The sequence below is a fragment of the Algoriphagus alkaliphilus genome (assembly GCF_900103735.1).
In the GTDB taxonomy this organism is placed as follows: Bacteria; Bacteroidota; Bacteroidia; order Cytophagales; family Cyclobacteriaceae; genus Algoriphagus; species Algoriphagus alkaliphilus.
Genome location: NZ_FMXE01000006.1, coordinates 195003 through 210162, shown reverse-complemented (window position 1 = coordinate 210162; position 15160 = coordinate 195003). Strand labels below are relative to the sequence as shown.

General features: G+C 43.1%; 15 protein-coding genes. 7 read left to right on the top strand and 8 right to left on the bottom strand.

Features of this window, described 5'->3' with window-relative positions; all coding sequences use genetic code 11:
• The first annotated feature begins 363 nt into the window (after positions 1-363).
• Positions 364-1998, top strand: coding sequence for an alkaline phosphatase PafA (gene pafA / locus BLQ81_RS05625; protein WP_092728966.1), 1635 nt, complete (start codon positions 364-366; stop codon positions 1996-1998).
• A 102-nt stretch (positions 1999-2100) separates the two neighbouring features.
• Here pafA and BLQ81_RS05620 read toward each other — a convergent pair whose 3' ends face one another.
• Positions 2101-3264, bottom strand: coding sequence for a homogentisate 1,2-dioxygenase (locus BLQ81_RS05620; protein ID WP_092728965.1), 1164 nt, complete (start codon positions 3262-3264; stop codon positions 2101-2103).
• Positions 3265-3375: 111 nt separating this feature from the next.
• Positions 3376-3567 (bottom strand): CsbD family protein, encoded by a 192-nt coding sequence (locus BLQ81_RS05615; RefSeq protein ID WP_092728964.1) that lies wholly within the window; start codon positions 3565-3567, stop codon positions 3376-3378.
• 19 nt (positions 3568-3586) lie between these two features.
• On the opposite strand from BLQ81_RS05615, the gene BLQ81_RS05610 reads away from it, so the two are divergent.
• Positions 3587-4447 carry a glycoside hydrolase family 16 protein gene (locus tag BLQ81_RS05610; protein ID WP_245693184.1) on the top strand — a complete coding sequence of 287 codons (861 nt, stop codon included), beginning with the start codon at positions 3587-3589 and terminating at the stop codon, positions 4445-4447.
• Positions 4448-4553: 106 nt separating this feature from the next.
• Entirely contained in the window at positions 4554-5204 is a 651-nt protein-coding gene (locus BLQ81_RS05605) for an MCP four helix bundle domain-containing protein (RefSeq protein WP_092728963.1), read from the top strand.
• Here BLQ81_RS05605 and BLQ81_RS05600 read toward each other — a convergent pair.
• The 5 genes from BLQ81_RS05600 to BLQ81_RS05580 form a co-directional block, all read right to left on the bottom strand.
• Positions 5201-6094 (bottom strand): sugar phosphate isomerase/epimerase family protein, encoded by an 894-nt coding sequence (locus BLQ81_RS05600; RefSeq protein WP_092728962.1) that lies wholly within the window; start codon positions 6092-6094, stop codon positions 5201-5203. The genes BLQ81_RS05605 and BLQ81_RS05600 overlap by 4 nt on opposite strands.
• 66 nt (positions 6095-6160) lie before the next feature.
• A complete protein-coding gene (locus BLQ81_RS05595) occupies positions 6161-6715 on the bottom strand; it encodes a gluconate 2-dehydrogenase subunit 3 family protein (RefSeq protein ID WP_092728961.1) in 555 nt (184 codons plus the stop codon).
• Positions 6716-6736: 21 nt separating this feature from the next.
• Positions 6737-8416 (bottom strand): GMC oxidoreductase, encoded by a 1680-nt coding sequence (locus BLQ81_RS05590; protein WP_092728960.1) that lies wholly within the window; start codon positions 8414-8416, stop codon positions 6737-6739.
• A gap of 26 nt (positions 8417-8442) precedes the next feature.
• Positions 8443-9318, bottom strand: a complete 876-nt coding sequence (locus BLQ81_RS05585; RefSeq protein WP_092728959.1) for a hydroxypyruvate isomerase family protein — start codon at positions 9316-9318, stop codon at positions 8443-8445.
• Between the two features lie 13 nt (positions 9319-9331).
• Positions 9332-10558 (bottom strand): nucleoside permease, encoded by a 1227-nt coding sequence (locus BLQ81_RS05580; RefSeq protein WP_092728958.1) that lies wholly within the window; start codon positions 10556-10558, stop codon positions 9332-9334.
• A 245-nt stretch (positions 10559-10803) separates the two neighbouring features.
• Here BLQ81_RS05580 and BLQ81_RS05575 point away from each other — a divergent pair, with 245 nt between their 5' ends.
• From BLQ81_RS05575 to BLQ81_RS05560, 4 genes are all read left to right on the top strand, one after another.
• The gene (locus BLQ81_RS05575) at positions 10804-11973 is read left to right on the top strand and encodes a Gfo/Idh/MocA family protein (RefSeq protein ID WP_092728957.1); all 1170 of its coding nucleotides are present in this window, start codon (positions 10804-10806) and stop codon (positions 11971-11973) included.
• Positions 11974-12096: 123 nt separating this feature from the next.
• Positions 12097-13149, top strand: coding sequence for a sugar phosphate isomerase/epimerase family protein (locus tag BLQ81_RS05570; RefSeq protein ID WP_092728956.1), 1053 nt, complete (start codon positions 12097-12099; stop codon positions 13147-13149).
• 24 nt (positions 13150-13173) lie between these two features.
• Positions 13174-13593 (top strand): c-type cytochrome, encoded by a 420-nt coding sequence (locus BLQ81_RS05565; RefSeq protein ID WP_092728955.1) that lies wholly within the window; start codon positions 13174-13176, stop codon positions 13591-13593.
• Between the two features lie 3 nt (positions 13594-13596).
• Positions 13597-14337 carry a 3-keto-disaccharide hydrolase gene (locus BLQ81_RS05560; protein ID WP_092728954.1) on the top strand — a complete coding sequence of 247 codons (741 nt, stop codon included), beginning with the start codon at positions 13597-13599 and terminating at the stop codon, positions 14335-14337.
• A 59-nt stretch (positions 14338-14396) separates the two neighbouring features.
• Here BLQ81_RS05560 and BLQ81_RS05555 read toward each other — a convergent pair whose 3' ends face one another.
• Positions 14397-14933 carry an SH3 domain-containing protein gene (locus BLQ81_RS05555; protein WP_245693183.1) on the bottom strand — a complete coding sequence of 179 codons (537 nt, stop codon included), beginning with the start codon at positions 14931-14933 and terminating at the stop codon, positions 14397-14399.
• Positions 14934-15160: the final 227 nt, after the last annotated feature.

The following is a 15160-nucleotide window of genomic DNA, read 5'->3' as shown; positions in this document are numbered from 1 at the left end:
GCTGGTAACAGTTTACCGGGGAAAGCCAAATCTATTCGCACATTGGCAACTTGTACCACCAACTCTTGGTAAAAAGTAGGGGACCTGACTTTGGAAGCGTCCGCCGCGGCGGAGAGACTATCACGCACGGTGCTGTGAGAGGTTTGGGGTGAAATTCCCCTTACCTACTCGACTTCTTTTTTTGATTTTCGGGAAATAGGCCAGGATACACCAGGCGTTTGATTGATAGTACTGAAAAGTTGAGGTAAGCTGTGGAATTAAGAAAATCGGGAAAAACCAATTTTTCTCCATTCGTCCAATTAACAAAGTGTTAATCTGCTGAATGGGGTATATTTTTATCTTTGATAAAAAAACAGAAGTATCATGCGAAAATTATTGGCTCTGGGAATATTGCTTTTTGCAGTGCAACTTGTCGCTTTGGCACAAAGTCAAACGGAACGTCCTAAACTGGTGGTGGGAATAATCGTCGACCAAATGAGGCAAGAATATTTTTATCGATTTGGAGAAAGATTTGGAGAAGGTGGGTTTAAGCGGTTTACTGATCAGGGATATATGATGACCAATGGGCATTACAATTATATCCCCACCTATACCGGACCAGGTCATGCCTCAGTTTACACAGGCACAACGCCGGCAACACATGGAATAATCGCAAATAACTGGTACGTGAAGCAGTTGGGCAGGGCAATATATTGCGCTGAAGATAGCACCGTCACCAATGTGGCAGGTACTCCTGGAAATGGGGAAATCAGTCCAAGAAACATGCTGACCACAACCATTACAGATGAATTGAGATTTGCCACCAATAAACGATCAAAGGTGGTAGGGATTGCAATAAAGGATCGGGGAGCAAGTCTTCCGGCGGGACATACCGGTGATGCGTACTGGTATGATGATGTGAATGGCGATTTTATGACCTCTACGTACTATTATGACTCCCTGACTTTGCCAAAATGGGTTTCAGGTTTCAATGCCAAAAAACTACCAGACACCTATTTGAAGCAAACCTGGAATACACTTTTTCCAATCAACACTTACAAAAACAGTATTGCTGACAATAACGACTTCGAAGGGCCATTTGTCGGCAAGTTGACTCCTACGTTTCCCTATAACTTAGATTCACTTAAGGCTGATAATGGTGGCTATGGCTTGGTTTCATCAACACCTTATGGAAACACGCTTACGTTTGACTTTGCCTATGCTGCCATCGAGGGAGAAAAGCTGGGACAGCGCGGGGAGACAGATTTTCTGGCGGTGAGTTTTTCCAGCCCGGATTACATCGGTCACAGATTTGGTCCCCCCTCGATTGAGGTAGAAGATACTTATTTGAGGTTGGACCGTGAGCTGACTAAATTCTTTGATTATTTGGACAAAACTATTGGAAAAGGACAATATGTGGCCTTTATCACAGCCGACCATGGTGTTGCGGAAGTTCCTGCCTATATGGTGAGTGAAAATGTCCCCGGAGGAAATTTCAATTCAGGTATGGTCATGAATCAGTTGAGAGGATTTGCTTTGGCGAAATATGGAGAAGGGAATTGGATACTTAATTTTTCAAATGAACAGGTATTTCTGAACAGAGACTTAGCGAGGGAAATGAACATTGATTTTGTCCAAATGCAGCGGGATGTAGCTGAGTTTTCACTTCGGTTTAAGGGGGTAAAGGAGGCCTACACTTCCTTTGATCTTCGTACTCAAGAGTATACAAAGCATCAAAAAAGTCTGCTGCAGATGGGTTATAATCATAAGGCTTCCGGTGATGTATTATTGGTATTGGAGCCTGCTTGGCTTGCCGGTGGTCAGCGAGGGACGACTCACGGTTCTGGCTACAGCTATGACACTCATGTACCGGTAGCATTTTATGGATGGGGGATTAAGCAGGGTAAAAGTGCTGCCTATACTTCTGTCACTGACATCGCGCCAACCTTATCCATACTTCTCAAAACCAGGATGCCAAATGGAACTACCGGTCAGCCGATCAAAGAAATACTGGATTGAGACTCGCGATATATCCATAAAACCCGAAATGAATCAATCAGATCGGGTTTTATGGTTTTTTCCAAGTAGGATAAGGGGATTTTCAGCTTTACTGTCAGGAAGTTATTCAGTCCAGCTCATTGGGTAGTTATTATCGACAAACTCTAGGGCATCGGTGGTTATGAACAAGGGACGATGTGTGTCCAACATGACCGCATATTCATGCGTCTCCTTTGCTCCGATGGATTTTTCTACTGTTCCCGGATGGGGACCATGAGGCAATCCTCCCATGTGAATGGTAAATGAACCCCGATCAATGCCTTTTCTGCTCATAAATTCTCCCTCGGCATAATATAAGACTTCGTCGGAATCGATGTTGGAGTGGTTATAAGGTGCTGGAATTGCCAAGGGATGGTAATCGAATAGTCTGGGGACGAAAGAGCATATTACAAAACCCCAAGCTTGAAAGGTCTGATGTACAGGAGGCGGTTGGTGTATTCGTCCAGTGATTGGCTCAAAATCATGTATGGAAAGTGCATAGGGGTACAGGTAACCATCCCATCCCACGATGTCTAAAGGACTGTGTCCGTATGAATATTGGTGAAGAAAGCCTTGTTTTTTGATTTGAACCAAGTAATCGCCTTTTTCACGGTCGATGTGCAATTCATGCGGCGGTCGGATGTCACGCTCACAATAGGGAGAGTGTTCCAGCAGCTGCCCAACTTCATTTCTATATCTTTTTACAGTTTCTACCGGCCCGTGAGATTCGATGACTAGTAGCCTCAGAGGCCCTTCCTCATTGAATTCAAATCGATAAATTGTAGTTCTTGGAATGATTATGTAATCCCCTTTTTTCACTTCCAACTTGCCGAACTGTGAGTAAAGAATACCTTCTCCATCATGGATATAAATGATTTCATCTCCATCAGCATTTTTGAAGTAGAAGTCCATCTTTCGCTTTCGGGGTGAACAAATACCCATCATCACATCATTGTTCATCATCAACATCCTCCGGGCGCTGAGGTAATCTTCGCCTGTGATATCGACTCCGGATGTTTTCAAATGCGTTTGATTTAGGCCATGCGCTTTTGCAGGTTCCCAGCTGTAGGGTTTTGGAGTACCGATTGATTTGACCTCATTGGGATTATAGATATGGTAGAGGTTTGAATAAATTCCGGAGAAGCCTTTGGAACTGACCAATTCCTCTTTATAAAGGCTTCCGTCAGGCTGAGGGAATTGGGTATGTCGTTTAGGTGGTATTTGTCCTAGTTTAAAGTAATAAGCCATATTTTTGGGTTTATTAAAGCAAGTTACGATTCTCTTTGGTTCGTTGAAACCTCCGAAAGCAAAAATGGCCGGTTTGAGGGCCGACCATTTTTCAAAAAGTTAGATTTGGGATTAATGCTGCACTTCTTTGAAAATCATTTTTCGAAGGCTTTCGATATTTTCGCCCGTTTTTTCCTGAAGTTTTCCAAGAATTTTGTCTTCCTGACCTTCTTGGTACAACAGGTCATCATCAGTTAGCTCACCAAATTTTTCTTTTAATTCTCCTTTTATCTGATTCCAAGTACCTTTAAGTTGTAATGATATAGTTTAAAATTTTAGATTTATGAATAAAACAATTTACTATATGACACGATTAAAATTGAATATAGTTTCAAAACTAAGTAAAATTAAATCAAGACTAACGCCTGTATTATTCATAAGTTTCTGGTTAGCTGTGTTTTGTGGGCAAGAAACTTTTTCTCAAAATTTAATCTGGTCAGATGAATTTGACAGGGACGGGCTTCCGGATCCTAAAAGCTGGAGTTATGATGTCGGCGATCATGGCTGGGGAAACAAGGAGCTTCAGTATTATTCTAAAAACGACTTAAAAAATGCCCGTACCGAAAATGGGATTTTAATCATTGAGGCGCATGCAGACTCCAGCCATCCCAAAGGCTATACCTCGGCTCGATTGGTTACCAAGGGGAAAGCAGCGTGGAAATATGGTTACATTGAAATCAAAGCAAAACTACCGGAAGGAATAGGGACTTGGCCTGCAATCTGGATGCTTCCAGAAGAAAACAGGCATGGAGGCTGGCCAAAGAATGGAGAAATCGACATCATGGAACATGTCGGGTATGATCCGGGAAAAGTTCATGGGACGGTTCACACTGAAGCATTCAATCATTCTATCGGAACGCAAAAAGGAGCGCAGCTTATGGTTTCGGATTTTCAGAATGACTTCCATGTTTATGCAATCGACTGGACCGAAGAAAAAATCGATTTCTTTATTGACGGTCAGAAATACTTTACTTTCGAAAATACTGGAAATGATTATAAAGAATGGCCATTTAATCAGCCTTTTCATCTAATTCTGAATATTGCTGTAGGGGGGAATTGGGGAGGAGCTAAGGGTGTGGATGCCAGTATTTGGCCTCAGCGTATGGAGGTCGATTATGTGCGGGTTTATGACAAAAAGCCTTGATTAGAGAATTTGAAATGAGGAAACTTATCAAACTCGGCTCTGTTGTTTGTAAAGTCTGAGAATGTATCTTACTTAGAGCTGGCTGTTACAGTAATAAACCCATATTATGCAAGATTCCATCCTTAAAAGAAGAAAAATCCGGGCTCTGATCATTATCGGCATCTTATTACTACTGTTGTACAGCAAGAATCTATTGGAAAGACAATCCTTTCGAAGTATCAGCAATACTTTTACTGAAGTTTATAATGACCGGCTGGTCGTCGAGGGTTATATTTTTCAGATATCAGAAAATCTGTTTCAAATCCAAAAACTGGTTGACCACTGCAATATTGACTATGATTATTCAAAAGTGATCGATGAAATAGCGAGTAACGAAAACTCAATTCTGGCGATAATCTCCGATTTTGAGGCGACTAACCTCACTGAACAAGAGGCCGGATATCTCACTGATTTCAAAAAAATCATCCAAACCGACCTCAATATCAAAAGCTATGATTTGCTTTTTTCTGATTCTGCAGGGATCAACCGTGCTCAGGTCAAAATCTATGATGATAAAATTTCGCTGGCCCGAAAGGATTTGGATAATCTGAGTAAAATCCAGATGGAGGAAGGTGAAAAATTAATCAGCAAAGCCAAAGTTCTTATAAATCGATCCCAGATTTGGGCTCAGTTTGAAGTGGCTTTGCTGATTATTTTGGTTGTGGTGATGTTCCTGCTTTTGTTTAGAAAGTCAGAAAGTAACCGGGGGATGATTTAATATTGCAATGCTGACAAATACTTTGCATTCGTCTCTGCAGCTTCCATCGGTGTGCCGGAAGGGAATCTTTCCTGCTCGACAATAAAATACTCCATTCCTATTGCTTTGGATTGTTTGATCAAATCTGCGTAGGGAATTTCGCCTGCTCCCAGCAGAACGCCACGCTGATGTGGATCGCCTGTTCCACTTTCCGCATCTTTGAGGTGACAAAGTCTGAATCGCCCCGGATATTTAGCGAGATACTCAGCAGGTTTTGCATTCGCTACATGCACCCAGTAAATATCCATTTCGAAATCTACCAGTTCTGGATCAGTATTGTCCATCAAGATGTCCTGAGGGATGGAGCCTTCTTGATTTACAAAGGTGTAATCATGATTATGGTAGGCAAATCGCAATCCAAAGGACTTTAGCTTTTCACCGATCTGGTTAAATTCATTTGCCTTTTTCTTATAATCATCCAAGGATTTCTGAGGTCCGATCCAAGGACATATCAGGTATTTCATTCCAACTTCGGCTGCCTGCGCAGCTTGGGCTTCAAGGTTTTCGAATACATTGGCATGAGAGGCGACCATTGTAGTGCCAATTTCTGACAGCAGCGATTTGAACTCTGCCGGTTGCATTCCCCACAGTATTCCCTTACCTCCGTCAAATCCCTCAAATTGCTGATAACCGAAGCCTGCCAAGGATCTCATCGTCGCTTGAGCATCTACTGCCATATCTTCCTTGACAGAATAAAGCTGAATACCAAAGGCACTCAGTGTTGATTTGACGGGTTGATCCAAGTCCCCTTCTTTCTTTTTTGGAGCCGCGCAGAACTGTAGGGGCATAAAGGCCGCACCCATTCCAAGCATGGCTCCCATTTGGATAAATTTTCTTCTTTGGTTCTTCATAATTGGGTTGAATAAAAATGCCTGCCTTAAGTCAGGCAGGCAGATAAAATTTATAGCTGACGATGATTAGATCGCCCAGGCTTTGTCGCCCTTCTTATACTCTATGCAACCATCGTATCTTCCTGGAACTTCCACATAGTTGAGTGCTTGTGTAGCACCAATTTCAGAGGTAAAATATCCCAAAAGAGTCAAATCACGCAGCATGTTGATAACAATAGGTTCTCTTGCGTCGCCACTTGCCTTGAATTTTTCCTGCATTCCATTCAGGAAGGCAAGTCGCTCTTCTGCACTGGCTTTCATGAAATCAGTGCCTTTTTCAGTTTTGAAGTCTTTGCTCAACTTATTCAATCCGTCGACGAATGCTTTTTGCTGATCAGAATCATAAGTGTCTTTCACCATCATGATCATGAATTCACCGATTTTGGTTGCTTTTGCACCTGGAGTATCTGTGGTGGGAATTATGGTTTCTCCGATTTCATCCAGAAAAGCGAGATCTTCCGGGCTAAAATTGAGGTCTTTCAGCTGTCGTTCGGGTGAACAACCGGTCAAGATGGCTGTGGCTCCAATCATAGTGCCTCCCATCATCAGGGCGACGCTTTTCAGCGCGTCTCTTCTATTCATTACAGTCATTTCTTTCTCGAATTAGAGGTTCATCTTTTTCAATTCATCCACTGCGAAAGCTGCCGCTCTTGCAGTCAGCGCCAAGTAAGTCAATGATGGGTTTTGAGCAGCCGCAGAAGTCATGCAAGCGCCGTCAGTGACAAATACATTTTTCGCTTCCCACACTTGATTGTTTCCATTCAATACAGAAGTCTTTGGATCACGACCCATTCTAGCTGTACCCATTTCATGAATTCCTTGACCGAAAGTATAGCCAGCATCATATGTTTTGACATTTTTGAATCCGGCTACTTCAAGCATCTCTGCCGCATCAGCCATCATGTCCTTACGCATGTTGATTTCATTTTCTTTAATCTCGGCACTCATGACAAGGGCTTCCATTCCCCACTTGTCTTTCACGGTGTCAGAAAGTTTGATCGTGTTGTCATGATAAGGTAGAATTTCTCCGAAAGCAGTGAATCCGACTCCCCAAGGTCCCGGTTCGGTCAGGGCACCTTTCATTGGCGCACCGAATCCCAACTCCGCCACGTCTCTACTCCAGCCACTTCTGCTTGCACCCCCTTGATAGCCAAAGCCTCTGAGGTAATCACGCTTTTCGCCATTCAGATTTCTGAATCGAGGGATGTAAAGACCAGTCGGTCTTCGACCAAAATAGTACTTGTCTTCGTAGCCTTCCATGGTACCGTTGGCACCCAAACGGAAATGGTGATCCATCACATTATGTCCGAGTTCTCCAGACGAAGATCCCAATCCACCAGGCCAGATGTCGGTGGCAGTACGCATCAAAATGGCGGTTGAATTAAATGCAGAAGCACATAAGAATACGATTTTCGCATCGTATTCTACCGTTTGGTTGGTCTCAGCATCGAGTACTTCTACACCGGTAGCTTTTTTGGTGTCTTTGTCATAGATCAATCGACGGACGATAGACCAGGGTCTCAAGGTCAAATTCCCCGTAGCTTGTGCAGCAGGAAGGGTCGACGCTTGAGTACTGAAGTAGCCTCCAAAAGGGCATCCCAAAGAACATTTGTTTCTGTATTGACAGCCCGGTCTGCCGGGAAGTGGTTCGGTATTATTCGCCGGACGACCAATCGTCCAGTTTCTTGCCCCCTTGTAGTGTTCTTTGATTTTTGCAGCAGCATCTATTTCGACACAGTTCATTGGAACTGGCTTTTGGAATTCTCCATCAGGCAAAATTGCCAATCCGTCTTTGGAGCCTGAAACCCCAATGAATTTTTCTACATAGCTATACCAAGACGCTAGGTCATTGTATCGGATTGGCCAGTCTACAGCAATACCTTCTTTGGCATTCGCTTCAAAATCAAGGTTGGCCCAGCGATAGGACTGTCTTCCCCAAAGTAAAGATCTGCCCCCGACTTGATATCCTCTGAACCAAGTGAATGGCTTGTCCTCCACATAGGGTGAATCACTTTCGTGTGCCCACCAGTCCAGGTTAAGTTCGTTGAGAACATAGTCTCTTCTTAAGTTTGGATGATTTTCAAGTTGTTCTTGCGTTCTTCTACCTCTGTGGGGTACTTCCCAAGGAGGAAGAGTAGCACTCTTGTAATCCTTTACGTGCTCAACCATTGGGCCCCTCTCCAGGAGCAGTACTTTCAGCCCCTTCTCCGTCAGCTCTTTAGCGGCCATTCCGCCGCTAATTCCTGACCCAACTACGATTGCGTCATACGCTTCATTTGCCATAGGTATGGTATTTTTGGTTTAATAAATTACACGTCACAGACCTGGACTGCCTGAGCCAGCGCGGCGATTTTGTCTTCAGATTTCGGGATGAATTCATGTGAAACATACCCTTTATAGCCAGTGGCTACAATGGCCCTCATGACAGCAGGATAGTTGATCTCCTGATTTTCATCCAGCTCATTTCTACCGGGATTGCCGGCTGTATGATAATGACCGAAATATTGATGGTTTGTTTGGATGGTTCGGATGATATCACCCTCGTCTATCTGCATGTGATAGATATCATATAGCAACTTGAAGTTTTCGCTCCCTACAATTTTACAAAGTTCTACTCCCCAAGCAGATAGATCACACATGTAATCTTTGTGATTTACTTTGCTATTGAGCAATTCCATCTGTATGATCACGCCGTGTCTCTCTGCTAAGGCCATAATTTTTTTCAATCCTTCTGAGCAGTTTTTCATCCCGACTTCATCGTCCATCCCGTTCCGGTTTCCAGAGAAGCAAATCAGGTTTTTATATCCGTACTTGGCTACTTCGGGGATCAGCTCAGTGTAGTTTTTTATGAGTTGCTCGTGGTACTGCGGATCATTCCAGCCTTTGGGAATTCCCAATTCTGCACCATTGCACATCGAACATTCCACACCGTGAGTTTTCAGCGTATCCCAACCTTTAGGGCCAACCAAGTCGATGGCATTAAAGCCTATTTTTTTAATAGCTACGCAAAGCTCATCCAAGTTGAGTGAGGGCATAGTCCAGGCACAGACGCCGTGGTTGATATTTCCTTTGAGTTGGAGGGGAGCATTGCCTTCTTTCCAGTCGAAAGATGCCAATGTTCCCATTGCGGCTCCTCCGAGGATCATTTTTTTGAAGGAAGACCTTCTACTTGAATCGAAATTCATTGGTGTTTTGGGTTTAAAGGTGAGGCTTGACTTTTTCTTCTTTGAAAAAAGAAATGAAAAATAGTAAAACCAGAACGGAAATACCAGCAGGAATCAACCAAATTGACTTCCAGAAGTGAAGACCGGTCTCAGCAAGGTAGTAATTGGAGATTTGACCGGCCGCCCAGAAGCCAATTAGCATCCCAATGCCGTAGGTGGCCAGCGTGATAAGTCCCTGAGCAGATGACTTGAATTTTTCTCCGGCATGGGAATCCGTGTAGATCTGTCCGCTCACGAAAAAGAAATCATAGCAAACTCCATGGAGCACAATTCCTACCAACAGCATCCAAACCCCCGAGTCTTCATCACCAAATGCGAAGAATACATACCTGATTGCCCATGCCAACATGGCCACGATCAGGGTTTTTTTGAATCCAAATCGAGATAAGAATAGGGGTAAGGCCAGTAAAAACAACACTTCTGATACCTGCCCTAAAGCCATTTTTCCGGTTGAATTTTCAACGCCGATTTCAGTCAAAAAAGGACTGGCATTCTGGTAATAAAATGCCAGAGGAATACAGATCAAAATGGAGGAAAGAAAGAAAATCGCAAAATTTCTGTCCTTTAATAGAGAAAGTGCATCCAAACCCAAAATCTCTGAAAGCTTAAACCCTCCTGTGGATTTTGCTCTTGGTGGGGTGGAGGGTAAAGTGAAGCTGTATATTCCAAGAATCAAAGAAACGGCTGCAGCCATGACCCAAGTGTTTTTCAACAGACCACTTGCCAGCCCGGCCTGACTGTCCCATGCCAAATAGGAAACCAGTAACCCGGCTGCAATCCAACCAATCGTTCCCCATATTCTGATAATAGAAAATTCCTTGGCCGGATCTTTCATCTGATTGAATGAAATCGCATTGACCAAGGCAAGTGTTGGCATGAAAAGGATCATGTAGGCCAACAATACAGGGAAAAATCCCGAAAAATTTGTTGCTGAATAAAGTAAATACATCAAGACAGCCCCGATCAAATGGATTACCCCCAGAATCCGTTGTGCATGGAAATAGCGATCTGCGATTAAGCCTACGATAAAAGGAGCGATGATAGCACCAAATGATTGGGTGGAAAATGCCAGCGAAATATCCTGATCTTTTGCCTGAAGGTTGTTTCCAAGAAAAGTCCCCATCGTAACATACCAGGATCCCCAAACAAAAAACTCCATAAACATCATCAGAGAAAGTCGAAACTTAGTGGGGAAATTCATAGGCGATTAAATTGGGTTTAAATATGGAAATTAAGATTTGAAATTTAGAATTTGGGCTTTTTGCCGTATTTTAAGCATCTCCTTTGAGATTCTGAAAAAAGGAGCTAAAAAGTTTTGCCCAAGCCGTTCATAACCCAATGATGCAATTTGTCATATTCTGGCTTTCCAGCGCTGAGGAACCTCGAAATTCCCATTTAGAAATTATTTCCAACTCAAAATAACCTAATAAACTAATCTTTTGACCAATGTCAACAGCTAAAAAACTGAAACTCGGACTTGTAGGCGGAGGACCGGGGTCCTTTATCGGAGCGATCCACCTCAATGGCGCTTTGATGGATGGGATGTTTGATCTCGTTTGTGGTGCTTTCAGCTCCAATCCGGCCAAATCCAAACAACGTGGTGAGGAGCTCATGCTCGATCCTTCCAGAGTATATGGATCCTATGATGAGATGTACGAAAAAGAATCCAAGCTTCCTGAAGGTGAGCGGATGGACGTGGTTGCGATTGTCACCCCAAACAATGTACATTTTGATCCGACCGTAAAAGCCTTGAAATATGGTTTTCATGTCGCTCTGGACAAACCTTTGACCTTGAATTATCAAGAAGCCAAAGCGCTCTATCATATTGTTAAAAACTCAACCCCGCGGTTTTTACTCACGCATACTTATTCCGGTTATCCGATGATCAAGCAAGCAAAGCAGATGATCGCTAATGGAGAAATCGGAAAAGTCCGAAAAGTCTATGTCGAATACCCTCAGGGTTGGTTATATAAGCTTTTGGAAACGGAAAATAATAAACAAGCAGAATGGCGAACAGATCCTGCCAGAAATGGCTTGGCTGGATGTATGGGTGATATTGGAACCCATGCTTTTCACATGGCAGAGTATATCACCGGTGAAAAAGTATCGCAAGTGTGTGCGGACCTTTACATCAAGATTGAAGGAAGACCGATTGATGATGACGGAGTGGTTTTGCTTCGATTTGAAAATGGCGCTTCAGGTGTCCTAATGGCTTCCCAGACTGATACAGGCTGCGAAAACAACCTCAAAGTCCGGGTTTATGGAGAAAAAGGGGGGTTGGAATGGGAGCAAGAGCTCAATAATTCCCTGACCGTTCGTTTTCCTAATGAGCCTGCAAGAATTTATAGAGCAGGCACAGGATATTTAGGCTCTCTTGCCCAAGAAAACACCCGAACTCCGGCAGGACATCCGGAGGGGTACATTGAGGCATTTGCAAATCTTTACCGCAATTTTGCCAGATGTATCTATGCGGACCGAGCAGGAGAAAAACCTAAGTGGGAGTGGGAAGATTATCCGGGAATCGAGGATGGCATTCGGGGAATGGCCTTTATCGATCATGTATTACAAAGTACTAAGTCCGACTTGAAATGGACGCCATTTATAGTAGAGAAATAATTCTTGCTTAAAACTCAAACCCAGTAAATCCTATGAAATCGAGCATGAAGGATGATTCTCATCGTTATGAGATTATCAACTAAGCGAGATTCCATATGGCCATTAAAAACAAATTATAATCATATGAAAACTATCAAAGGTCCGGCAATCTTTTTGGCTCAATTTGCCGATGACAAGACCCCTTTTAACAATTTGAAAAATATCAGCAATTACATGGCTGATTTGGGCTACAAGGCAGTACAGATTCCAAGCTGGGACGGCAGGTTAATTGACCTCCAAAAAGCAGCCGAAAGCAAAACTTACGCGGACGAAATAAAAGGAGTCGTGGAAGATGCAGGAATGGAAATTTCTGAACTTTCAACCCATTTGCAAGGTCAGCTTGTGGCCGTACATCCTGCCTACAACGAGCTATTCGACGGTTTTGCTCCTGCGAATTTAAAAGGTGACCTGAAAGGAAAATCAGCATGGGCCACTCAGCAGTTAAAATATGCTGCTAAAGCTTCTGCAAACCTTGGTTTAACAGCGCATGCGACATTCTCAGGTGCATTAATGTGGCATACGGTATATCCTTGGCCACAACGACCTGCGGGATTGGTAGAGACAGGTTTTACCGAATTGGCAAAAAGATGGCTACCGATTTTGAATGAATTCGACTCTTATGGGGTAGACGTTTGCTACGAACTTCACCCAGGTGAAGATTTACATGATGGCATTACATTCGAGATGTTTCTTGAAAAAGTAGGCGGGCATAAGCGGGCAAATATCCTTTATGACCCAAGCCATTTTGTACTTCAATGTTTGGATTATCTCCAGTTTATTGATTTCTATCACGACCGGATCAAAATGTTCCATGTAAAAGACGCTGAGTTTAACCCCACCGGAAAGCAGGGCGTATATGGTGGGTTTCAGGGTTGGGTGGAACGTGCCGGAAGATTCCGTTCCCTTGGTGATGGACAGGTTGATTTTGCTGGTATATTTAGCAAACTTTCGCAGTATGATTACAGCGGATGGGCAGTCTTAGAGTGGGAGTGTGCAATCAAGCATCCTGAACAAGGTGCGGCAGAAGGAGCACCTTTCATCGAAAGTCATATCATAAGAGTAACCGAAAAGGCGTTTGATGATTTTGCGGGAACTGGAGCTGATGAAGCATTCAACAAAAAAATATTGGGAATCTGATTAAATTAAAACAACTACTTAAAAATGAAAATCAACAATTTATTGAACGTGGGACTGATTGCATTGGCCGGGTTGACCTTTGCATGTGGAGGAGGAGAGAAGGCAGCCCAAACAACTGCGGAGCCTGTTGCAGCTGCACCAGCAAAAGAAATGAGTCTGGAAGAGAAATACCAAAATGATCCGATTTATATCAAAGGATTGGAAAAGGTAAAAGCCTCAGACTGTACTTCTTGTCATATGGTAGCACGGAAAATTGTAGGACCTTCTTACGCAGAGGTAGCGGAGAAGTACGAAAATACCGAAGCAAACGTGACTTTGCTTGCAACAAAAATAATTCAAGGGGGAGTGGGCGTTTGGGGAGAAGTTCCAATGCCAGCGCATCCGGGACTAAGTGAAGAAGACGCTAAAGATATGATTCGATACGTTCTTCTCCTTAAAAAATAACCCATGAGGAAGAGCTATTTGGCAATGTGGGCAGCGGCAGGACTTCTTGCCGCCTGTTCCGCACCTAAATCTGAAGAATCCTCGAGTGCGGATTCTGTAGCGATGGGAGCACCTACTGAGGAATGGATATCACTATTCGATGGCCAGACATTTAACGGGTGGTCAAAATATGGAGGAGGTGAAGTAGGAAAGGCCTGGAAAATTGAAAATGGAGCACTTTTTCTTGACGCTGCCAATAAAGATGGTTGGCAGACCGGTGATGGTGGTGACATTATTACAAATGAAGAGTTTGAAAATTTCCACTTTAAGTATGAATGGAAAATTGCGCCAAATGGAAACAGTGGAGTAATCTTCTTAGTCCACGAATCTCCGCAATATCAATATCCGTGGCAAACAGGGCCTGAAATGCAGGTTTTGGATAACAATGGACATCCTGATGCCAAGATCATCAGCCACCGCGCGGGTGATCTTTATGATTTGATTGTAAGCAGTCAGGAAACAGTAAAGCCTGTCGGCGAATGGAATCAGGCTGAGATTATAGTCAATCAAGCCAAACTAGATTTGGTCCTCAATGGAGTGACTATCGTGTCTACGTCTCTTTGGACACCTGAATGGGATGCTTTGATTGCGAAAAGTAAGTTCAAGGATATGCCTGGATTCGGGAAGTACAAAAAGGGAAAAATAGCCCTCCAAGATCATGGAGATGTAGTCCACTACCGAAATCTTCAAATCAAAAACTTATAACGCCAAAAGCCTCGAGATTCTCGGGGCTTTTTAGTTTTCTGGTTGATTGAATCGGAAGTTTAAAGTCTAGTCACGTTGTCTTTGCGTATGTATGCAATCTTTTCTTTCCATTCTACCTCATACCAGATGTCCTTGGATGATTTGATTTTTACGCGATGTCCCGGTTCTACCAAATCAACCAATTCGCCTCCGGCACTTGGTTTAGAAACAATTAAAGTCGGACTTTTTGTTACTAAAGCTGCATTTTGAGCCTTCAGAAAATTGTTGGTAGCAAAAATCAAAGTTATCAACAGAACGGATGGCCAATAAAATCTGGCTTCTGTCAGTTTGTTCCCTTTTGACCAGAGGAATATCAAAGAAATAATCAAAATCAAGGTTAATGCACCGACGATTATTTCCTTGAACTCCACAAGAAAAAGTACGAATCTCATTCCGTCACTCACTTCGTATCCTATCAATTCGGTTTGGCCCGTTAAGCTCTTTATTTTTGTTATGGTTTGTGGATTGGGGCTGAGATCATAGAACTTGCTGAGGTAAAGCGTAGCGTTTTCTTTATCTCCGATTCCCTCGGTGATAAATGCCATTTTGAGTAACATCGAAGGTGAATAGATACCCAATTGGTAGTTTGTTTGATAAATTTCCAGCGCTTCCTTATAACTTCTCTGTGCGAACAAAGAATCTGCGACCAAAAGTTGCGGTACATTGGCCTGACAATGAATACTTTGTAGGAACACGAAAAAAAATATGGAAAGTTTTGTCAGAAAGATTGAATTGAGGCTTGGCATTTAGAATTCAGAGTCATAAATTTGCAGTCCAATTACGG